Here is a 19,586-nt window from a genome sequence, read left to right as displayed (position 1 = left end):
GGATCACCGCCTCGAGGCGGTAAAGGGCACAACTCCGGACACGGGACGCCGGAGGAAGCACTCCTCACCAGAGGAGCGTCCCCGTGCCCACGACCACTGCAGATAGCGCCGCCGACCTGTGCAAGTCCGGCTCCCCCACCTCGGTCGACGCCTCGATCGCCAGGTTCCTGGCGACGAGGCCCGCGTTCACCGACCAGATGCGCGACCGGATCTCCGTCGCGCTGACGCCGCGGATCGACGCCGCTGACGCGCGGCCCGCTCGGGCGGCGTAGCGCCGAAAGAGGTGAGCCCCGGTGCCGACGGCACCGGGGCTCAATACACGTCACGGACGCAGGCGAGCTCAAGCAGGCTCGAGGGCCGCCTGGTCGACCCAGCGGGCCAGGAGGCTGAACGCCGCGAGCTGCTCGAGGCAGAGCTGATCCTCGCCGCCGGCAGCCTCTTCGGGGACGTGCATCCCCGGACTGCGGATCGCGGCGTAGAGGCCCTCGGCGAAGGCACGGGCCCCGCGGTGCAGGTTCTCGTAGGTCCTGCCGCCGTCGTCCTCCATCAGGCGCAGCCGCGCGGCGTCAGGCTTCGGCGCGTTCAGCGAGAACGCCTCGTTGAACAGCGCCGTCTCGGAGATGTCCATCCGGCCGAGCTTGGCCTGGGTCTCGGCGTTGATCCGGATTGCTGCCTGCATCACGGCCTGGTGGTAGTGCCCGGTGTTCCAGTACGAACGCCCGTTCTCCCAGGCCAAGGGGTGGAGGTTGGCCGCGTCCATGTCCGGGGCGTCGTCCCCGAGCTTCTCAGCCAGCTCCGCCTGCCGGCCGAGGGCGGCCTTAGCCCTCGACGCCTGGTCGCGCAGCCACGAGTAGCTCTCACCCTTGTCCGGACTGCCCCGCGACCAGCCCGGCGGGACGCGGTCGAGGATCTGCTCGACGACGTGGGCTTGCTCCGATGCCTCCGTCTTCGGACCGCGCATCAGGGTGCCGAAGTAGACGATCCCAGGTCCCGTGTCAGGGTGGATCTGACCGGTCACGTAGAGGAAGCGGTCGATCTCGGAGATCGCCCATGCTGTGTCCAGTCTCGTCATGCTTCAAGTATCGGCGACATCACGGACACGACGAGAAGGTGTCAGCTTCGGACCTCGCTCCGCCTCGACCATGGATGTCCACCCCGCCGACTACCGTACTGCGTATGGAAACAGAGTCCGTCGCGCTCCTCGTCTCAGCGCTCTCGTTAGTCCTGGCGGCGCTGGCACTCGGCTGGCAGATCGCGCAGTACTTGCTCTCGGCCGGCCGCCCCAAGGCGACGCTCCTGCACGGGCTCGTGTCGCCTTCCGGGGTCTACTCGGGAACCGTGCGTGCGGACGGAAATGGATTCGATCTCGGCGGGCTGCGAGGACAGGGCACGAGCGGGTTCGACGCCGTCGGCATCCAGGTCACGAACCACGGGAGAGCACCCGTGATCATTGAGAGCGTCAAGCTGCTCCCGCGAGGCGGTGCGATGTCTCTCGTCCCCGTGGGCGAGCGAGTCGGCCCGGACCTCCCGCACAAGCTCGAGCCGGGCGCGAACGCAAGCTGGTTCCTCGACCTCGACCACGCCGCGAGGCTGGCAGCCGCCTCACGAGAGGTGCTCAAAGAGCGGGTCTCGGGCGTCTACATGACGGCCCAGCTCGGCACGGGGAGGACGGTCAGGACACGGCAGACGCTTCGAGTCTGATCGGGCCCGGACGCGAACGGGGCGACCAGCGCCTGCGATCGTCTGGCGTGCCGGCGCTGGCGGGGTCTGCTCAGTCTTCGCGGAGCCAGCCGAGGCGCTGCTCGGCGTACGCCAATCCGACGCGGGCCTGCGCGAGGTCATAGTCACCCTGCTGGATCCGGTCGTGGAGCCGGATCACGGGCATCGCGGTCGGAAGCTGGTGCTCCGGCCAGAGAGCGTCCTCGGGGACGAATGAGAGAAGCTCAGCCGGCGTCGTGTCAAGGGCGACGGCGAGGATCATCAGCTCGTCGACCGTGGCGGAGACCTCGCAGTGAACGATCGCACGGAGGCGACCGACGGAGATCTCAGCGCCGTGCATGACGGTAGCGAAGACCAATCCGTCGATGGTCAGCTCGAGCTGCTGGCGGAAGTGTTCGACCGCGGCGGCGACGGCGAGGGAGGTGGAAGGAGGCAGCGGCATCCCCCGAGCCTACGAAGGATCGAGGGCGCGAAAGGGCTGACCGTCGGTCGGGGTCATCGCGCGATCGATACAGTGCGCGCTCTTGGGGCGGTCTTGGCTCGATTTCCGGGCCCAGTCGTGCTGGGAGGCGGGCCGTATGGATGCGACCGATCGCAGCCTCTTTGTAATGCAGGAAAGAACTGGCTAGGGTCGCCGGAGGGCCTCGTGGGCAGCCGGGACAGGGTCGTCCGGAAGTTCTTCACGTTCCGCATATAGGAGGAACTTCCGGGATCGCGTGCAAACCCTACGCACATCTCCGGGATCGGCCTCCATGCTGGCGATGCTCCGGCAGGAGGTCATGCCCGTGACCGAGCTGCCAGGCCGAGCTCGCCAGCACCGCTCTTCGTCCAGCATGTCGGTGCTCAGACCTATATTGAGGACCATGACAGAGATGCTCGCTGCCCTGCTCGGCGCACTCGTAGGCGGAGCCCTCTCCGCCTGGGTCGCCTCCAGACAGACGGCCAAGGTCTTGAAGCACGAGACCGACATCGCGGCCGCTGAGCGTCGGGAAGCGCAGCGCCTCGACGAGGAGCGGCGTCGCTCCTACGCCGCCGATCAGCTAGTTGCGGCACTGGCCGACTTCAGGGCAGTCGCGCGAGACAGCCCGGACGATACGGCCGCGTTCGTCCGAGTGCCGGCCGTGGCGGAAGTCCATCGGGAGCGGACCATGCGTGCCACAGCGTTGATGAAAGCTGGTTCGAGCCACGCTCACGCTCTTCCGCCACAACTCCGCGAGAGGTGGGACGCACTGACTTGGATGCTGCGGTTCAACCAGTCTGGGCAACCAGATCGCTCAGAAGATCTCCGACGCCGCGACGCCAGCGACTTGCTGAACTACATCGAGTACGTGCGGCGCTCCCTGGTCGCGGTCAGCGGGGACTGCCCGATGCCGCCGCACTACCCCGCCCCCGACGCTCGCCGCGAAGGGAATCGCCCGTGGGGTTTCGAGCCCGAGAGCGCGCAGGAGCCGGACCTCACCGAGTGGCACATGGGCTCTCGCGTGGTCGGGAAGGTGAAGTTCTCGTCCGGGGAGACCTCGTGGTACGGCCCCAATGGCAAGGTCGCGGCGCTTCCGGACGAGCCGGTCGACGCCGGCAAGCCCGAAGAGTGACGTCGAGCCGTGCCTCGGTGCCTAATCAGTCCAGCGGCTCCGTCCGCAGGTTCGTCGCCGGAGAAAGCCCTCTGGTGCAACGGTCTTGGAGCTCCTTGGCGAGGTCCGCTGGGTCCGCTTCGAGGCCCACCAGCGGCTGCCGGTCGTCCCGTTCCAAGCAGACAAGCTGCAGGTTATGGCTGAGCGCACGAGCCCTGCCCATTAGGGGCAGGTGGCCGCCCAGTCGCTGCTCCACGGTAGCCAGGCGCTCCCGGTGCAGCCGATACGGTGCCGTGTCTGGCCGGGGCCCCAGTTCGTCCGTCACCGACCGTAGTCTCGTGATCACAGCTGCACACGTGCGAGCAGCACTCAGCCGACCAGATGAGGAAGCCTGTGGGAGCAGACCTGTTCATTTCGTACGCATGGACGTCGAAGGGGCACCGAGAGTGGGTGCGCCTTCTCGCAGCGCAGCTCAAGGCACTGGGGTTCGACGTCCTCATCGACGCGGACGTCGACTACGGCGATGACCTCAACGGTTTCATGCGCCGAGTCGCGGACTGCAAGCACGTCCTGCTCGTCGTGGACCAGAATTACGTCGAACGAGCCGACACCATGCCCGATTCGGGCGTGGGCAAGGAGAGCAGATGGATCGCCGAGGTCTACGAGGACCGCGACCCTGCCTGGCTCTCCACCCTCTTCGTCGACAACGCCTCGTGCGCACTGCCTGCATGGCTCGGAGACCGGATGCCCAAGGGCTTCGACTTCAACCACTCCCCCGGCAGCCAGCAGCAGTTCCCCGGGGCAGAGCAGATCGAGGATCTGTGGCGCTGGGTCTCGGGGCTACCGGCCAACCGCGACAGCGCTACGCCTATCGCGACTCTCCGAGAGCGGGCCACGCGGCTCGAGCAGCAGGACCTTCGCAGCGATCCTTCACAGTGGCGAAGCCCGGACCTCGTCGGCGAGACGCGTTTCATGTATGAGGACGCCCCTGGGAAGAGGTTCTATTGGGGCCTGGGCGCTTCTGAATTCGCACTCGCCGTCAGCGGGCGCTCGTACGACTCGGTGTACGTGTACAAGGACCCAATCAAGGCGGTCGGCCTGATCCAAGTCGATGACGTCGACGACGCCGATCTCGAAAGACACCTCACCCCCGGACGATCTGTCACTCCACGGACGGGGCAGAGCGTCGTGCTCATGAATGCGCACGGGCGACTGGCGGTCGTCGATATCCTCCAGGTACAGCGCGAGGACACCAGCGGCAGCCAGTACGCCCCACCTTTCGTCAATTTCCGCTGGAGAGTCGTCGAGACGTCCTGACGAGGCGCTCCGCGCACAAAGGACATGCTTGGTCGTCGGACTCCCATGCGAAGTGGGAAGGTCTACGCCGGGGCCTCACTGGTCACCGTCATGTCCAGATCCTCGACATCTGCGATCAGCTCCATCACTGACTGGTAGCGCCGGTCAGGTTGCGAGTCGATGCACTTGTGGACAATTCGCTCAATAGGAGTCGCGCTGCTCCGCCCCACGTTCTTCCGTCCAGTGAAGATGTACAGCAGCACGAACCCTGCAGCGAAGATGTCGTGGACAGCGCCGAAGTCCCTGAACGAGCCGAGAGCCGGGTCGATCTTCGTGCCCTTGAGCTCGGTCTCCGTCATCGTGAACTCGGAACCCTTGAGCTTGGCCAGGCCGAAGTCTGAGAGCTTGACCAGCACAGCCGATCCGCCGAAGGTGCGGAGCAGGACATTCCTAGTACTCAGATCACGATGGAAGTGCCCCTTGGAGTGGATGAAGTTCAGGCCGTAGAGGAATTGCAGCGCGATCCGCTTGCGAGTCGTTGGGCCGAAGCCCGGCTGGTTATTGCGCTTGGCGACATAGTCCTCCAGCGAAGAGTCACAGTGCTCCATCGTGTACGACCAGTCCGCCTCGTTGAAGTTGTAGACTTCGAGGACGTACGGAAACCGGAGCTCCTTCATAAGCTCGAACTCCCGTCGGAAGCGCTCCTTCTCCCGGCCATCAGAGCCGGGCTTGAGCTTCTTCCGCGCCAGCGTCATACCGTAGTTGGGATCGGTGAACCGGTGGACCAAGGCGAAGGCTCCCTCGCCGATGGGCGTCAGCTTAGCCGTGCGGGAGTCGGAGACCGTCACGGCTCGGTCGCCAAGGCTGAAGACCGGCGCGTAGCTCTCCACCTCGACAGGCGTGAAGCCTTCAGGGATGGGGCTCCCTCCGCTGTCGACGAGCCATGCAGGGGCGTTATCGACGACCCGCTGGTACTCGGGAGCCATCGCCAGCGAGTGGCCGGCCTTGTTGAGCATCGTGCGGGCTTCGGACAGCAGATCGATGAGATCCAGCAAGTTCCTCGAGTTGTCCGCGTTGAAGTGACCGCTGCTGCCGCCACGGGCCTTGTAGTTCATGTGCTTGAACTCGGCATCGAGGCCAGCGTGGATGTATGCGAAGGCGCGGGGTAGGACCTCCTCCCGGCGGTAAAGCTCGAGGTAGGTGGGGTCGATGTCCTTCTCGCGGAACGCGAGTTCGAAGCGCTCCACTCGCTCCTGCTCCATGGTCTTCATGCCTCGAGGCTACCGATGCCCTCGGACAAGCTGAGGCGAGCGAGTGGACGGCCATTGGATCGATCCTGAAGTCTACGAGCCACTGGTCGATGGGCTCAGCTCTGGGGCCGAAACCGGTCAGATGCTCTACTGCCCGCAGGGCCGCGGATCAGTGGGCGTCTGCCGCCACGGTCGACGACCCGTGCAGCGCCTCCTTGGAGCGCCGATTCGCTTGGAAGATGCCGACGCCGACGGCGGTCAGTGAGAGGGCCGAGATTACGAGCTCGACGATCTCCATGCCCTGACCATGGTATGGAGACTCGTGCCGGCGCGGCCTACCACTCCTCTTGGAGCCAGCCCAGCCTCTGCTCCGCATAGGCCAGCGCGACATTCATCTGGGTGAGGTCGTAGCCACCGCCCTGGATGCGATCTCGGAGGCGGATCACCGGCAGCGCGTCGGCCTCCTGGTCGGCCAGCTCGCCGAGCTCGCGCAGCTCCTCGTAGGCGGCCTGGAGCTGGTCCTCGACGTGGGCGGAGCGGATCTCGAGGCGCTGCACGCGGTCCTCGGCCCAGCGCACGCGGGACTCGTGGTCGAGCGCCGTCCTGCCCTCGAGCCAGGCGCGCAGCTCCTGCTGGTCGACGTCGCTCGGGACCGCGGTCGCGAGCTGGTGGTCGGGCAGCGGCGAGTCCTCGGGGACGAACGAGAGGAGCGCCGCGGGCGTGGTGTAGAGGGCGACCGCGAGGATCAGCAGCTCGTCGACGGTGGCGGACGCTTCGCCGCGCTCGATGGCGCGGAGTCTGTCGGCGCAGATCTCGGTGCCCTGGAGGACGGTGACGAAGGCGAGTTCGTCGGTGGTCAGCTGCTGCTGCGTGCGGAGGTGCTCGACGGCGGCGGCGACGGCGAGGGATGTGGGAGGGAGCGGCGGCATAGATCAAGCCTAGGTCGGGACGCGGACACGGAGGGCTTGGTCGCCGAGGGTCGGCTCGGGGTCAGCTCGCGCCCTTCGGGCGGTCTTAGGTTGATGGCCGGGCTTGGTCGCGGTTGGAGGGGCGGGGATGACGGCCTGCGGGCACCTGTACCCACTCGTGTACCCAGTTGTACCCAGTCTGTACCCAGTAGATCGGCCACTGGGTACAGACGTTTCGCCTGGTCACAGCAGGTATTTGGGACTCTGTACCCGATGTACCCACTAGATCTAAGAAGTTACAAGGAAATATTGCCCCCACATCTCCCGCTGGCCCTGGTTCGCTCTTCCCTATAAAAGATTCACTCCTACTGGGCACATTGGGTACATGTCCTGGGACGTGCTCGTTTACCAGGCGAAACACCTGTACCCAGCACAAATTTCCGTGGGTACAAGCTGGGTACAGGTGGGTACGCACAGGGCGCGGTGCGGGCCTTCGGCCCTCTCGCTCACCTGCTCGAGGCTCTCGGCTGACCGACCCAGCTCGACTCCAAGCCAAGCCCGCGACCGGGCCACCAGGCCCGGCTCGCCGCATGCGCTGCCGGCCCTCACCGCTCGCCGCTTCCGGTTCTACGCCTCCGGCGACCCCAGGCTCTCGATCTGCCGCTCGATGTCGATCATCGCCTGCGTCGCCTGCTGGTGCTCGCGCAGCGCGTCCTCGGCGCGACCCTGCTGCCTCTCGAGCTCGCGCCCCAGCTCGCGTCGGCGCGCAGCGGCAGCGCCTTCCTCGCTCACCAGGTCCGCGAGCTCGATCCCGAGCACCGACGCGATGGCGACCGCCTCGTCGATCTTGACGCTGCGCCGGCCCTTCTCCATGCGGGTGACAGTGCTCGCGTCCACGGTCGACCCGAGCGCCCCGGAGAGCCGCTCCGCCATCGCGGCCTGGCTCAGGCCCGCCCGCTCGCGCTCCTCGCGCAGTCGTCTCGCGAAGGTGGTCGCCGTCGTCGTCCCCATGCAAGCGCCTCCTCGTGCGAGGGGTCCATCCTGACCCCGTAGTGCCAAAACTACACCAGGTTGGTGCCCGTAGTTGCACAAACCTCACTACTTCGCTAGACTGGAGCCACGGCAGCATCGCAGATGCGCCGACGACGGCTGGTGACAGAGACCCAGTGCCTGGCGGAGCCCGACCTCGCGTAGTCGGGACGCTTCAAGCACGACGAGAGGTCCGTCCCGATGACCGCCGCACCGACGCTCGAGCGTCTCTATTCCCTGCGCGAGCTGGCTGAGGCCAACTACGGAACGCGCACCACCCTGACCAAGCGGATCCACGAGGGCACGCTGCCCGCGCTCAAGGTCAACGGCTCCTACAAGGTCCGCGAACAGGACCTCCATCTCCTGGCCGAGCCGGTCAGCCCTGCTGCTCTGGACGATGCGTCGTCCGATGAGGCGTCGGGCCTCGATGACCTCGCGTCCCTCGCGGCGCAGATGGTCTCGACCTGGCCGGCGCTGACGCCCGAGCGCAAGCGCGAGCTGGGCCGCCTCCTCGGCGGCGCTGCCTGATCACCACATGACGAAGGCCCCGCCGTAGCGGGGCCTTGCATCAAGACGTTCACCGCCCAGCTGAGTAAGCGGCTCATGCACTGGGCGACAGAAGAAGGGATCTTCCTGTGTCCATTATTCCAGGAAATCACGACGACAGCAACGAGCAGCGGGACGAGGTCCCGGTGTTCGACGACGACCTCGAGGTGCCGGACGCGCCCGCGGCCAACCCCCTGATCGACGCCCTCGAGGCGGCCATCGCCCACTTCTCGGCCGGCGGCGAGGGCCTCGCGCCGATCAACGAGGTCGTCGATGTCTGCACGGGCCTCTACCTCGACGCCATCGACGCCGACGCCCCGCCGTCGCCCGGCGAGATCGAGAAGCACCTGCTCGCGATCGTCAACGGCGTATCCAAGATGGAGAACACCAAGACGAGCATCGCGACCGAGAAGCTGCCCACCGCGCGCGTGCTGACCTACTGGCAGGTCGCGCAGATCCTCCTGCGCCTGCACCACGTGGTGCGCATCGCCCCGAGCACCGAGGACACCGACCGCGAGTACGACGTGCTGGCCATGTACGTGCACGACGGACGCAGCCGCGGGCTGCACACCCCGAGCGAGCACGACATCCGGACCACCGCCCGGAAGTACAACAAGCAGCTGAGCCTTAAGGAGTTCGCCGAGGTGCAGGCGGTCCTGCAGGAGGACGCGCCGCGCGTGCAGCGGTGTGCCCATCGGGACCTGGTGCCGGTGAACAACGGAGCGTTCAACTACTCGCGGCACGACATCGACCTCGAGATCGACGGGAAGAAGTTCCACTTCCCCGCCAAGAGCATGAGCCCGTTCGACCCGTCGCTCGTCTTCCTGTCGAAGGTCCGGGTCGACTACGTCAAGGGCGCGATCAACCCCGTCATCGTCCATCCGGTCGACGGCACCAGGTGGGACGTCGTCTCCTGGATCAAGGAGTTCTACTACACGCAGGGCGACGACGCGTTCAACGCGAAGTACGCGGGAATGGCGGAACTGATCTGGGAGATCATCGGGGCCGTGGTCCGGCCCAACGTCCGCTGGGGCAAGTCGGCCTGGTTCTACTCCGAGCAGGGCAACAACGGCAAGGGCACCCTGTGCAGCCTGATGCGGAACCTCGTCGGTGCCGGATCGCACACTTCGATCCCGCTCCTGGACTTCGACAAGGACTTCGCGCTCGAGCCGCTGCTGCGTGCCACCGCGATCATCGTCGACGAGAACGACGTCGGCGCGTTCATCGAGAAGGCCGCGAACCTCAAGGCGATCGAGACCAACGACGTCATCCCCATCAACCGCAAGTACCGCATGCCCATCGCGTTCCAGTTCTGGGGCTTCATGGTGCAGTGCCTCAACGGGTTCCCGCGGATGAAGGACAAGTCGGAGAGCAACTACCGCCGCAAGCTCTTCGTCCCCTTCGACAAGTCCTTCACCGGGGCCGAGAGGAAGTACATCAAGGACGACTACCTGCAGCGGCCCGAGGTGCTCCAGTACGTGCTCTGGTACGTCCTGCACGAGGCCGGCGCGGCCGATCCCGGCAGCTACTACGAGCTCTCCGAGCCGGTCGCCACCCAGGAGGTCCTGGCCGACTTCAAGGAGGTCAACGACCCGGTCCGCGCGTTCTGGGAGGAGTTCCGCGAGCGCTTCGCCTGGGACCTGCTGCCGTTCACGTTCCTCTACGACCTCTTCAAGGCGTGGTTCCGCGAGGTGTCGCCCTCCGGATCGCCGGTGAGCATGAACCAGTTCCGCTCGGACCTGCTCGGCCTCGTGCGCACGGATCCGATGTGGCACTGCGCTGACAAGTCGAAGAAGCACCGGCCCGGAAACATGATGGCGCTGCCGGAGATCCTCATCGCGGAGTACGAGCTGGCCAAGTGGCTCAGCCCCACCTTCAAGGGCAGCGACATCACGCGTCGCTCGAAGCCCGTGCTCAGCGCGAGCTACCGCGGGATCCTGCGGCGCACGGGCGCGACCACCGACGGCACCACCAGCACCGACGACACGGAGGACTGATCATGAGCAACCGCCGCACCCGGCGCGCCGCGCGCCGCCGCCCGGAGCCGCTCTCGCGCGCGGCCTTCCAGCGCGAGCTGATCAAGGCCGTCGACGGCGACCCGACTGCCGACCCGGACGTGAAGGCGTTCTGGAACGACGCGTTCGCCGCCCTGGGCGGCAGGGCCGCGCTCTCGCGCCCGGGTGGCATCGAGGTCCTGCGCGAGGAGGGCCGTGCTGATGGCTGACCCCGACGCGATCGCCGCCGCCCTCCGCGAGCCACCGTCCGGTCGACCTCAGCGACGCGATCACCGGCCTCGACCCCGACGCCTTCGAGGCGGTCCTCGCGGCGCTTGCCCACGCCGGCGGCCACCAGTTCCTGTCCACTGACCAGAAGGAGATCGATTCCGATGACTGAGCACATGTTCTACAGCCTCAACCCGTCCGTGCCGTCGCTGGTCGACGCGCCCCTGTTCAGGAGCAGTTACCTCTATTGGCGCATGCGCGAGGACGAGATCGACTGCCGGGTCAACTCGGGGGTGTTCGACGTCGTCCGGGTCGGATTCGTGACCAGGAAGGTCGGGCACGTGCACGTCCTCACCACCGACGCTCCGCGCGAGCGCTACCTCCGCCTCCGCGGACCGCTCCCCAGCGGTGTCGATGAGATCGCTTGGGTGGAGCTGGCGGACGGCGTGTCGTACCTGCTCTCGACTCACCTGTGTCCGGAGGTCCGCTTCTGGGCCCTCGCCGCCGTCAAGGTCGGAGTCCCGCCGGGACTGACCCGCTTCAGCTGCGGTCCCTGGACGCCCGCTTGGCGCATCGAGCCTGCGGACGACGGGTCCGCCACGGCGCTGCCTCGGGCACCACGTCCGCCTGAGCTGGTCCGGCCGGCGGACAACAGCGAGCTGACCTCGGGTCGTGCTGACTCCGGCCGGGCCCTGAGCGAGATCGAGGCCGATCTCTGCGAGTACGGCGGGCATGACGATCCGAGCACCTGACGAGGTCAATTGCAGACGCTGTGGTCCATCTGCGGCGCATCCGCGTCCACCCATGGTCAGCGCTGGGCTTTACAAGGCCACAGGTGGTCCACGAATGCGCCGTGATTGGGCGTCCCGGGAGCCACTCGGGCCCTTCGGTCAGGGCGCTGGTCCAGCGGGAGTCCGTCTGTGGACCATCAACGGCCTCCTGCTACCCGGTGATGGGCGCAGGTGGTCCCGCCCTGGTACGCCGACTCACGTGGCACAGCATCGGAATCGATCCTGGGAGCACCGACTCCACCCGCTGATCACCAAGACATCGAAGAAGGAGACACCATGTTCACCACCACGAGCCGCGACGAGAAGATCGCGGAGCTGCGCCGCCAGCTCGAGGCCGCCGAGGCGGAGAAGAGCGCGCAGGAGAAGCGCGAGAGGGCCGAGCTGGCGCGCGTCCAGAAGGTCGCGGGCGCGAACCACTCGCGCCTCGTCCTGGCGCTCTACGAGCTGCTGGGCGTGGAGCCCGAGCACGGCACCACGCGCACCGTGAAGGGCGAGGTCAGAGAGGTCGCCGTCGACAAGGACGAGACGCTGCGCACGCAGCGCCTCTACGACCTCGTCCGCGGGCTGGCCGAGCGCGCCGACGGCGATCTGCTCGACGAGCTGAGGCTCGCCGATGAGGAGGGCCGCGAGGAGCGCCGGCCGAGGCCCAAGCCCACGGCACCGGCCGACGCCGCCGATGACGAGCGGGACGCCGTCGAGGAGGGCACCGACGAGCACGGCACGAGCTCCTTCGACGCGTTCAGCGCCGAGCACCAGCGGACCGCCTGATGCACGGGCGTCGGCAGCGCCGACGTCATCGCCGCAGAGCCCCGGTCGTCATCGCGACGGCCGGGGCTCCTTCATGTCGCGGCGCGTCTCGTCGACCTCCATCGCAGGCACCGGAGGTGCACCGCGCACCGCTGCGCCCGTCGCAGCGGATTCGGCCCGAGCCTGCGAGGGATCCGCGCCAAGGGCGCGCAGCGTCCTCACCGGGGTGAGCCCGCGCAGCGGGCGAGGGGGCTCCGCCCCCTATCTCGCACGGAGGCCGGAGGCCGGAGTCAAGCATCCGTCTATTCGCGCGAAGCGCGGGCCCGAAGGGCTGTAATCATGACGGACTGCTTGCCTGCCTCACACCTGGTGGGGGTACGGGTCCGCTCCCTCCCAACCATCAGTTCCATGGTCCGTCGAGCCGCCTCGCCGTGTTGGCTCCAGCGCTCAGATCCCTTTGCAGGCAAGGGATCCGGTGGTTTTCCGCCACTGGGTCAGGTAGAATTGGAGGTACCCGGATTGATCTGAGTGACTTTGATTCGTCGGCGGCTTCCCCGCCCGTGAAGAGGCTCTGGGCGACCAGCCTCGTCACCGATCGATCCAGGGGGTGCTGCCGGATGAGCGCAGCCAGCAAGTCTAAGCCCGTCGGCGTCCGCTTCTCCCCGTCCGAACTCGCAGAGCTCGACCGCCAGCGCGCGCTCCTCGGGGGCGTCCCGCGCGGCACCGCGATCAAGCAGATGTGGCAGCGCTTCGGCGACGACGCCGCGGAGGTCGCCGCCCAGCACGCCGACGTCGCCGCGTCGAACGCGAAGGCGATCCAGCCCCTCGTCGACGCCCTCGAAGCAGCCGTCGCCGCGTGGAACGCTCGGGCGCACCAGCGGCAGATGATCGGCGCGAACAAGAACCAGGTCGCCAAGTTCGCCAGCACCCTGCTTCTCGTCCTGCGCGAGGGCGGCGACGTGGACGAGGAGCGGCTCGACGCCCTCGTTCTCGCAGACCAGGGAATCGCCCGCTCGCTCGAGCAGCAGCTGGCCGCCGAGCGCGAGGACGACCTCGTGCTCTCCGGCGTGCGCGCCGCCCTCGAGCGGATGCGGGCCGAGCCGTGAGCGGCGTGACCGAGGGCGGGATCACGCGCAAGGTGCTCACGGGCAGGTCGGCCCGCGGACTGATCGGGTACGAGGCCGAGCTCGGCGAGGGCAAGGAGCCCCCGCTGTTCTCGACCTCGCGCAACTGCGCCAGAGACATCCCGACGCAGATCGTCGAGTGGCAGGCCACCCGGCAGCGCCACGGCACCGACGGTGCCACGCGCGCCGAGAGCGGCAAGTTCGAGACCGTGGACCCGGACACCGGCCTGCACGCCAGCGGCCGGATGGGCACGCACGTGAAGTACTTCGACGGCAAGCGCTGGCGCAAGCGGCCGGCCCACGACGGCGAGACGCCGACGCATCTCTACATCCCGCCGCGACACCTGATGGTCAAGGAGTCCGAGGCGGTCCACACCATCTACGCCGCCGGTGCCGACCTGGTGAACCCGGACAGCATCGAGGACTGCGCGAGGTTCTTCCTCGCGGTCAAGGCCGAGCGCGAGGAGCTCTACCCCGGGCTGCAGGAGAAGCTCTGGCTCGAGCGCAACGGGGACTCCGGGCTCGTCCACGTCCACGTCGCGTCCAACGCCACGATCTACGAGGACTTCGCCCTCGACGGCGTCGACTACGAGGCCGGGCAGAAGATGGCCGGCGCTCTCACCCGCGTCGACGATGTCCGCGCCCGATCCGACGACTTCCTCGACGTCCACCCCGAGTTCGGGCTCTCGCAGGCGCTGTCCCGCGTCGGCACCCAGGAGTACGAGGACGCGCAGGTCCGCGACGGGCAGAAGTCGTACTGGGATCGGCGGCGCGGCAAGGAGACGGACCAGGCTCAGGCCCGCCGCACGGTGACCGAGGCGCTCATGGCCCCCGAGGTCGTCGACCGCCCGACGTTCGCGGCGAAGATGTCCGAGCTCGGCGTCGCCGTGACTGAGAAGAGGCTTCGCCGCGGCAAGCCCGGCAAGAAGCACGACTACGTCTACACCGTCGAGGGCGCGGAGCGGGGAGTGTCGGGCAAGGTCCTCGGCGTCGAGTACTCGTACGACGCGATCGGCGCGCAGCTCGACCTCAAGGCGGTGTCCCAGGAGATCGAGCCGGTCGCCGCGCACCAGAGCACCGGGGAGCGCAGGCCGCTCCCGTTCGAGGAGAAGCCGTGGTCCGAGGAGTCCCGGCGCGCCCACGAGCAGCTCATGGCCGACGTCGCCGAGCTGGCGCGGGCCGAGCGCGAGGCCCAGGCGGCCGAGCTCGCCGAGATGGGCCCGCACGCGCTCGGCCAGGAGGTCGTCCGGGGCCTCGAGTCCCGGAGGTCGGCGTGGTCCACGCGCGACCTCGAGCGCGCCGTCGACCGCCGGCTCGCTCCCATGCGGGAGCTCGGCGACCCCGACGCCGCGCAGCTTCGCGCCGATGCGCTGGCGGCCGCGCAGGAGAGGCTCGTCTCGATCCTCGACGCCGGCACCGACTCCGACTCGATCCGCCACTGGACGACGCAGGAGGTCGTCGACCAGGAGCGGGCAATCGGCGACAGCCTCCGCTCCCGGGCGCAGCAGGCGGGACGCGACGGCGTCGTCAGGGTCGACCGCGGGTCCTTCTCGCTCACAGACGCCCAGGCCGCGGCCGCGAGGTCGCTGACCGGCACCCAGCGCCTGGTCGTCATCGAGGGTGCCGCCGGCTCCGGCAAGACCACCATGCTCGCCGCCGCGAACGAGCAGCTGCGCAGGCAGGGCCGCCGACTCGTCGTCGTGTCCCCGACCAAGCGCGGCGCGATCGAGGCCAGCGAGGCCATCGACGCCGAGGGCAACAGCGTGCACTCGATGCTGTACAGGGCGGGCGCGTCGGTGGACTCCGCAGGGCGCTGGCAGCTGCCGGAGAGGTGGACCGAGCAGCCCCAGCAGTGGGCCCTCGACGAGGAGACCGTGCTCGTCGTCGACGAGGCCGGCATGCTCGACAAGGGCACCGCCGCCGCGCTGCACCGGTACGTCGACGACATGGGGCTCGGCACGCTCGCGGTCACCGGCGACTCCCGTCAGCTCTCCGCGGTCGGCCGCGGCGGGTACCTCGAGCAGGCTGCGTGCCTGGCCGCCCAGCGCCACGACCTGCAGGACGTCCGGCGGTTCCGCACCGCCGACGGCGAGGTCGACCAGGTGTACGCGGATGCCACGCTCGAGCAGCGCCAGGGCCGCGGGCCCGACGCCTTCGTCGACATGCTCGTCCAGCGCGACCAGCTGTCGATCGGCACCGAGGACGAGGTCGTCGCCCGCGTCGCGGACTCGGTCGTCGAGGAGACGCGCGACGGGGAGAGCGTCATCGTCGTCGCCGCGACCAACGCCGCCGCGCAGCAGGTCAACCACGCCGTGTACGAGCGCCTCGTCGCCGACGGGTCGATGGACGCCGGCACGGCCGTCCAGGGCCGCGACGGGGACCCCATCGCCGTCGGCGCGAAGGTCGCGACCCGCCGCAACGATCGCGAGCTCGAGGTCGCCAACCGCGAGACGTGGACCGTCGCCGAGGTGCGCGAGAGCGGCGAGGTGGTCCTCGTCGACGACAAGGGCGAGCTGCGCGAGCTGACGCCCGAGTATGTCCAGTCGGACCTCAAGCTCGCCTGGGCGGTCACGGCGCACGGATCGCAGGGCGCGACCGTCGACCGCGCCCACGTCATCGGCTCCGACCGGATGGACGCGGCGGGCCTCTACGTCGGGCTCACCCGCGGCAGGCTCGCGAACACGTTCCATGCGGTCGCGGACGACGAAGCCGACGCGCGCCGGCAGTTCGTCGCCGCGACCCGGCGCTCCAACGCCGACCACGGCCTCGACGCCGCGCGCGAGCTCGCGCAGAGGCAGGTCGACGAGCTGGCTGTGCCGATCGAGGAAGTCCAGGCAGTCCCGACAGTCGATGAGACGCCTTCTGCGGCGCTGGTCGAGCATCAGCGCCGCATGGACGCGTTCGCCGCCAGGAGCGCCGCGAAGATCGAGGCCCTGATGGCTCCTCGGAGCCCGGAGCAGCGCATTGCCCCTGCAGTGCCCGATCCCGAGCACGGACCGCTCCCGGGCTCCCGCGTGGATGAAGGAGCCGACGAGCCCGTCATCGAAGAGCTCCCCACCGCCTTCCGCTCCCGCCTGCGCGACGGCCGTTCCGCACGGGCCTCGCAGGAGATGCTGCGCCGGCTCGACGGGCTCGCGGCGCTCGAGGAGGACTACCGCGGCCGCGGCTTCGAGCCCGACCCGGAGTTCGTCGCCCGCATCCGGGAATGCGGCGACGTCGACCGGAGGATGCTCGGCGCGATGGCATCGCGCCTGGAGCGGGGCATGCGCGAGGACCTCGAGCTCTACGTCGACAAGACCGAGCTGAGGGACGAGTCCGACGCCGAGCACAGTCGCCTGCGCGCAGCGCTCGAGGCGGAGCGTCGCGAGCACCCCTTCGGTCGGCCCGTCGGCCAGCGCGACGACGCCGACCGGATGCTCCACGAGCGCGCCTTCCACAGGGACCGCCGCGAGCGGCTGGCGGCTGAGCTCGACGACGGCGTCCTCGAGAAGGACACTCCCGGTGCTCGTGCGGAGAAGTCGCCGCTGCAGCGTGAGCTCGAAGCCGCCGGGCACGAAGTCAAGGTCATGAACGACGCGAGCAGGGCGCGTGAGAAGCAGCTGAGCCACGGCATGGAGATGTGAAGGAGGTGACGACGATGACCAAGACCCACACGTACGCGGCCTGGCTGGACGCCACGGCCGCCGAGCTCGAGGAGTAGGCCTACGAGGACGAGGCGCTGGCGATCGGCCGCGGCATGACCGGGCACGGCGCTCGGTTCAGCCGCAGTGCCATGGACCGCGCCGAGGCGCGGGCGGAGCGACGGCGCATCGCGCGGAGCAATCGATGAGAACGACCATGAAGATGGAGGAGCGACATGGCTCAGAGCACGAAGGACCACATCGATCAGGAGCGGGCCGCGCAGATGCGGCGGCTGCTCGAGGAGAAGGACGAGACCGCCTTCAGACAGCACTTCGGCGAGCAGGCCTTCGGGTCGGACGAGCACGAGGAGGCCCGGGGCAAGTGCCTCAACTGTGGCCTTCCCCTGCCGGAGCGTGTGCGCCGCATGCCCGAGACCCTCCGGCAGCACCTCCTGGACATCAAGGCGGGCGGGCCGAAGCACCTGGCGCACGAGTGCTATCAGCACGACGACTTCGGCTTGTGATGACCATGAAGAAGGAGATCACGATGAACCAGGAATCGAAGCGGCGGACCATCGGGTACGCACGGGTCGCCGCGGCCGACGATCGCTCGCTCGACCGCCAGGCACAGGCCCTCGGCGAGGTCGACCTGCTGTTCGCGGAGACCGCAGCGGGCACGGCGACCGCGGCGCGGCCCGAGCTCGAGAGGCTGCTCGGCCAGTTGCGGGAGGGCGACGTCGTGCGGACCTTCTCGGCAGACCGGCTCGCCCGCTCCCCTCGCGCGCTGCTCGACGTCGTCGAGCGGATCGAGGCCAGCGGCGCTCGTCTCGAGATCGTCGACATGCCCGACGCCGACCTCTGCACTGCGGCGGCCCAGCAGCAGCTGGCCCTGCTCGCGTCCTTCGCCAGCGCTGAGCTGCCGTTCGGGCCCCGCTGACGGCGTCCGATTGACGACCGCCTCGCGGACCCCTCCGGGCAGCACGCCCAGGAGGGGTTCCGTGTGTCCAGGAGTGGTGTCCAGAGAAATTCTCAGTGGAGGTTGAAGATATGAGCACGAAGATCGGCTACGCCCGCGTGAGCACCGACGAGCAGGACCTCGAGGCCCAGCGCGAGCAGCTCGCGCGCCTCGGCGTCGCGCCGGAGCACCTCTACTTCGACGAGGGCCTGACCGGGAAGAACCGGAACTGGCCCGGCCTGGAGAGCGCGCTCAAGGCGCTGCGGCCCGACGACGTGTTCGTCGTGACCAAGCTCGACCGGGTCGGCCGGTCGGCGCGCGACCTGGGGGACATCTCCCAGGAGCTCCAGTCGCGAGGGATCACGCTCTCGCTCGGCGGCAAGCCCTACGATCCGACCGACCCGATGGACAAGCTCTTCTTCGGCATGCTCGGCCTCTTCGCCGAGTTCGAGCGCGACCTCATCTCCGCCAGGACGAAGGAGGCGCTGGCCGTGCCCGAGCGCCGGGCGAAGATGACGGGCAGACAGCCTAAGCTGTCGCCGGCGCAGAAGAAGCAGGTGATCCGGCTCCACCAGCAGGGCGAGGACTCCCCAGCCGAGATCGGGGCGATGTTCGGCGTCAGCAGGCAAACCGTCTATCGGGTGGTCGCGGACGTCGAGTGATCGACTTCGACCCCGGATGCCGGGCATGTCCCTGGCAGGATGGGAGCATGGAAGATGCTGCACCGTCGCACCCGCACCGCAGCGACGCCGATGGCCCCGCCGTCGATCCGAACGTCGCCGCGCTCGTCGCGTCGGCATCGCGCTGGATGGGGAAGGCCCTGGCCGGCTGGTTCGACGACGACACGGAGACCGTCGGGCTCCTCGCCCCGATCGCCGTCGAGCACCTGGGCAAGGCCGTCCTGTGGTCGCGGAACCCGGCGCTGCTAGTGCCGCTGTCGAACAATGCTGAGCCGTCACTGCAGATCCTGGCCTCCAGGCCGAACATCGCGAACCCGAGGCTCCGGACGATCGGGCTCGGCGTGCTGCTGGATCGCCTCGAGCGCACCATGGGCACCTCCCCACTGACGGACGACGAGAAGAAGAGGCTGACAGACACCCGCAACGGCTCTGTGCACGTCGGAGCCAAGGTTCAGTCCGCGCACGTCCTCCGCGACGCCCTGCGACTGTGCTCGGTGCTACTGGAGGACCTCGGAACCGACCTGGGCACTTTCTTCGGCGACCAGCACGACACCGCCGTCGGCATCCTCGATGCCCAGCGGACCGAGGTCGAGAGCAGAGTCCTCGCCAAGAAGGCCTGCGCGCGAAAACGGATCGCCGACCTCGAGGCGCTGCTAGGAGAGAGGGCCTTCGCCGAGGCGGCGGCGCTGCTCGAAGCGGAGGCAAAGGACGCGCTCGACTCCGGGATCCTCGAAGCCGTGATCGATCACCCGTGCCCGATCTGCGAGCGGACGGGCAGGCTGGGCGGCTTCCTCGACGTCGAGGGCGACGTCGACTGGGACATCGAAAGGGTCGGCGACGCCTACGAGTCCTACCCGATCGGGTTCTGGAGGCTGCACTTCACGCCGATGGCGTTCGGGTGCAACGTCTGCAAGCTCAGCATCGATCGCCAAGACGAGCTCACCGCGGCGAAGCTGCCGGCGGAAGCGTACGAGATCGAGTCAGAGGACCTCGACGATGACTTCGACATCGACGATTACGCCCGCTCCTCCGAGGAGCCCGACTGATCGCTACGGCTCATGACGCCGGGCTTGACGGAGGGTGCTGCGAGACAGTCTTTCGCGACCCGACCCTCTGCACGACCGCGTG

The 19,586-nt window shown here is 68.4% G+C and carries 21 protein-coding genes; 15 read left to right on the top strand and 6 right to left on the bottom strand.

Going from position 1 to position 19,586, the window contains the following annotated elements; translation table 11 throughout:
* The first annotated feature begins 83 nt into the window (after window positions 1-83).
* Window positions 84-272 (top strand): hypothetical protein, encoded by a 189-nt coding sequence (locus ACFFF6_RS11450; protein ID WP_376980786.1) that lies wholly within the window; start codon window positions 84-86, stop codon window positions 270-272.
* 68 nt (window positions 273-340) lie between these two features.
* Here ACFFF6_RS11450 and ACFFF6_RS11445 read toward each other — a convergent pair whose 3' ends face one another.
* Window positions 341-1,072 (bottom strand): TIGR02391 family protein, encoded by a 732-nt coding sequence (locus ACFFF6_RS11445; RefSeq protein ID WP_376980784.1) that lies wholly within the window; start codon window positions 1,070-1,072, stop codon window positions 341-343.
* Between the two features lie 104 nt (window positions 1,073-1,176).
* Here ACFFF6_RS11445 and ACFFF6_RS11440 point away from each other — a divergent pair, with 104 nt between their 5' ends.
* The gene (locus tag ACFFF6_RS11440) at window positions 1,177-1,701 is read left to right on the top strand and encodes a phosphoribosylamine--glycine ligase (protein ID WP_376980782.1); all 525 of its coding nucleotides are present in this window, start codon (window positions 1,177-1,179) and stop codon (window positions 1,699-1,701) included.
* A gap of 70 nt (window positions 1,702-1,771) precedes the next feature.
* Here the strand turns inward: ACFFF6_RS11440 and ACFFF6_RS11435 are convergent, their stop codons facing one another.
* Window positions 1,772-2,161, bottom strand: coding sequence for a helix-turn-helix domain-containing protein (locus ACFFF6_RS11435; protein ID WP_376980780.1), 390 nt, complete (start codon window positions 2,159-2,161; stop codon window positions 1,772-1,774).
* A gap of 421 nt (window positions 2,162-2,582) precedes the next feature.
* Between ACFFF6_RS11435 and ACFFF6_RS11430 the strand changes: the two genes are divergently transcribed.
* Both ACFFF6_RS11430 and ACFFF6_RS11425 read left to right on the top strand, forming a co-directional pair.
* The gene (locus ACFFF6_RS11430) at window positions 2,583-3,311 is read left to right on the top strand and encodes a hypothetical protein (RefSeq protein WP_376980778.1); all 729 of its coding nucleotides are present in this window, start codon (window positions 2,583-2,585) and stop codon (window positions 3,309-3,311) included.
* A gap of 372 nt (window positions 3,312-3,683) precedes the next feature.
* Complete coding sequence (locus ACFFF6_RS11425) at window positions 3,684-4,607, top strand: toll/interleukin-1 receptor domain-containing protein (protein WP_376980776.1); 924 nt, start codon at window positions 3,684-3,686, stop codon at window positions 4,605-4,607.
* 62 nt (window positions 4,608-4,669) lie between these two features.
* On the opposite strand, the gene ACFFF6_RS11420 is transcribed toward ACFFF6_RS11425, so the two are convergent.
* From ACFFF6_RS11420 to ACFFF6_RS11405, 4 genes are all read right to left on the bottom strand, one after another.
* Window positions 4,670-5,857: a protein kinase domain-containing protein gene (locus ACFFF6_RS11420; RefSeq protein WP_376980774.1), complete on the bottom strand. Its 1,188-nt coding sequence runs from the start codon at window positions 5,855-5,857 to the stop codon at window positions 4,670-4,672.
* Between the two features lie 148 nt (window positions 5,858-6,005).
* On the bottom strand, window positions 6,006-6,134 hold the full coding sequence (locus tag ACFFF6_RS11415; RefSeq protein ID WP_376980773.1) for a hypothetical protein: 129 nt from the start codon (window positions 6,132-6,134) through the stop codon (window positions 6,006-6,008).
* Window positions 6,135-6,171: 37 nt separating this feature from the next.
* Complete coding sequence (locus ACFFF6_RS11410; protein ID WP_376980771.1) at window positions 6,172-6,765, bottom strand: hypothetical protein; 594 nt, start codon at window positions 6,763-6,765, stop codon at window positions 6,172-6,174.
* A 606-nt stretch (window positions 6,766-7,371) separates the two neighbouring features.
* Window positions 7,372-7,755 carry a helix-turn-helix domain-containing protein gene (locus ACFFF6_RS11405; RefSeq protein ID WP_376980769.1) on the bottom strand — a complete coding sequence of 128 codons (384 nt, stop codon included), beginning with the start codon at window positions 7,753-7,755 and terminating at the stop codon, window positions 7,372-7,374.
* 219 nt (window positions 7,756-7,974) lie between these two features.
* On the opposite strand from ACFFF6_RS11405, the gene ACFFF6_RS11400 reads away from it, so the two are divergent.
* The 11 genes from ACFFF6_RS11400 to ACFFF6_RS11350 all read left to right on the top strand — a co-directional run bounded on the left by ACFFF6_RS11400 (window position 7,975) and on the right by ACFFF6_RS11350 (window position 19,504).
* Window positions 7,975-8,301 (top strand): helix-turn-helix domain-containing protein, encoded by a 327-nt coding sequence (locus ACFFF6_RS11400; RefSeq protein WP_376980767.1) that lies wholly within the window; start codon window positions 7,975-7,977, stop codon window positions 8,299-8,301.
* Window positions 8,302-8,408: 107 nt separating this feature from the next.
* Complete coding sequence (locus ACFFF6_RS11395) at window positions 8,409-10,316, top strand: DNA primase family protein (protein ID WP_376980765.1); 1,908 nt, start codon at window positions 8,409-8,411, stop codon at window positions 10,314-10,316.
* 2 nt (window positions 10,317-10,318) lie between these two features.
* Window positions 10,319-10,543, top strand: coding sequence for a hypothetical protein (locus ACFFF6_RS11390; protein ID WP_376980763.1), 225 nt, complete (start codon window positions 10,319-10,321; stop codon window positions 10,541-10,543).
* Between the two features lie 162 nt (window positions 10,544-10,705).
* Window positions 10,706-11,293, top strand: a complete 588-nt coding sequence (locus ACFFF6_RS11385; RefSeq protein ID WP_376980761.1) for a hypothetical protein — start codon at window positions 10,706-10,708, stop codon at window positions 11,291-11,293.
* Window positions 11,294-11,608: 315 nt separating this feature from the next.
* On the top strand, window positions 11,609-12,100 hold the full coding sequence (locus ACFFF6_RS11380) for a hypothetical protein (RefSeq protein WP_376980759.1): 492 nt from the start codon (window positions 11,609-11,611) through the stop codon (window positions 12,098-12,100).
* 596 nt (window positions 12,101-12,696) lie between these two features.
* Window positions 12,697-13,185: a hypothetical protein gene (locus tag ACFFF6_RS11375; RefSeq protein ID WP_376980757.1), complete on the top strand. Its 489-nt coding sequence runs from the start codon at window positions 12,697-12,699 to the stop codon at window positions 13,183-13,185.
* Window positions 13,182-16,826 (top strand): ATP-dependent DNA helicase, encoded by a 3,645-nt coding sequence (locus ACFFF6_RS11370; protein ID WP_376980755.1) that lies wholly within the window; start codon window positions 13,182-13,184, stop codon window positions 16,824-16,826. Before ACFFF6_RS11375 ends, ACFFF6_RS11370 begins: the two co-directional genes overlap by 4 nt.
* A gap of 233 nt (window positions 16,827-17,059) precedes the next feature.
* Window positions 17,060-17,347, top strand: coding sequence for a hypothetical protein (locus ACFFF6_RS11365; protein ID WP_376980753.1), 288 nt, complete (start codon window positions 17,060-17,062; stop codon window positions 17,345-17,347).
* Window positions 17,348-17,370: 23 nt separating this feature from the next.
* Entirely contained in the window at window positions 17,371-17,760 is a 390-nt protein-coding gene (locus tag ACFFF6_RS11360) for a recombinase family protein (RefSeq protein ID WP_376980751.1), read from the top strand.
* Window positions 17,761-17,870: 110 nt separating this feature from the next.
* Window positions 17,871-18,440, top strand: coding sequence for a recombinase family protein (locus tag ACFFF6_RS11355; protein WP_376980749.1), 570 nt, complete (start codon window positions 17,871-17,873; stop codon window positions 18,438-18,440).
* A 47-nt stretch (window positions 18,441-18,487) separates the two neighbouring features.
* Window positions 18,488-19,504: a hypothetical protein gene (locus ACFFF6_RS11350; RefSeq protein WP_376980747.1), complete on the top strand. Its 1,017-nt coding sequence runs from the start codon at window positions 18,488-18,490 to the stop codon at window positions 19,502-19,504.
* Window positions 19,505-19,586 lie beyond the last annotated feature (82 nt).

The organism is Brachybacterium hainanense (genome assembly GCF_042434575.1).
GTDB lineage: Bacteria > Actinomycetota > Actinomycetes > Actinomycetales > Dermabacteraceae > Brachybacterium > Brachybacterium hainanense.
This window is presented reverse-complemented; position numbering and strand designations above follow the sequence as displayed.

Excerpts from the sequence above, each read along its gene's own strand:
- ACFFF6_RS11380 (WP_376980759.1), top strand. The coding sequence starts at position 11,609 with ATGTTCACCACCACGAGCCGCGACGAGAAGATCGCGGAGCTGCGCCGC.
- ACFFF6_RS11350 (WP_376980747.1), top strand. The coding sequence starts at position 18,488 with ATGGAAGATGCTGCACCGTCGCACCCGCACCGCAGCGACGCCGATGGC.
- ACFFF6_RS11435 (WP_376980780.1), bottom strand. The coding sequence starts at position 2,161 with ATGCCGCTGCCTCCTTCCACCTCCCTCGCCGTCGCCGCCGCGGTCGAA.
- ACFFF6_RS11440 (WP_376980782.1), top strand. The coding sequence starts at position 1,177 with ATGGAAACAGAGTCCGTCGCGCTCCTCGTCTCAGCGCTCTCGTTAGTC.
- ACFFF6_RS11355 (WP_376980749.1), top strand. The coding sequence starts at position 17,871 with ATGAGCACGAAGATCGGCTACGCCCGCGTGAGCACCGACGAGCAGGAC.
- ACFFF6_RS11410 (WP_376980771.1), bottom strand. The coding sequence starts at position 6,765 with ATGCCGCCGCTCCCTCCCACATCCCTCGCCGTCGCCGCCGCCGTCGAG.
- ACFFF6_RS11365 (WP_376980753.1), top strand. The coding sequence starts at position 17,060 with ATGGCTCAGAGCACGAAGGACCACATCGATCAGGAGCGGGCCGCGCAG.
- ACFFF6_RS11415 (WP_376980773.1), bottom strand. The coding sequence starts at position 6,134 with ATGGAGATCGTCGAGCTCGTAATCTCGGCCCTCTCACTGACCGCCGTC.
- ACFFF6_RS11390 (WP_376980763.1), top strand. The coding sequence starts at position 10,319 with ATGAGCAACCGCCGCACCCGGCGCGCCGCGCGCCGCCGCCCGGAGCCG.
- ACFFF6_RS11420 (WP_376980774.1), bottom strand. The coding sequence starts at position 5,857 with ATGAAGACCATGGAGCAGGAGCGAGTGGAGCGCTTCGAACTCGCGTTC.
- ACFFF6_RS11400 (WP_376980767.1), top strand. The coding sequence starts at position 7,975 with ATGACCGCCGCACCGACGCTCGAGCGTCTCTATTCCCTGCGCGAGCTG.
- ACFFF6_RS11385 (WP_376980761.1), top strand. The coding sequence starts at position 10,706 with ATGACTGAGCACATGTTCTACAGCCTCAACCCGTCCGTGCCGTCGCTG.
- ACFFF6_RS11430 (WP_376980778.1), top strand. The coding sequence starts at position 2,583 with ATGACAGAGATGCTCGCTGCCCTGCTCGGCGCACTCGTAGGCGGAGCC.
- ACFFF6_RS11375 (WP_376980757.1), top strand. The coding sequence starts at position 12,697 with ATGAGCGCAGCCAGCAAGTCTAAGCCCGTCGGCGTCCGCTTCTCCCCG.
- ACFFF6_RS11360 (WP_376980751.1), top strand. The coding sequence starts at position 17,371 with ATGAACCAGGAATCGAAGCGGCGGACCATCGGGTACGCACGGGTCGCC.
- ACFFF6_RS11405 (WP_376980769.1), bottom strand. The coding sequence starts at position 7,755 with ATGGGGACGACGACGGCGACCACCTTCGCGAGACGACTGCGCGAGGAG.
- ACFFF6_RS11445 (WP_376980784.1), bottom strand. The coding sequence starts at position 1,072 with ATGACGAGACTGGACACAGCATGGGCGATCTCCGAGATCGACCGCTTC.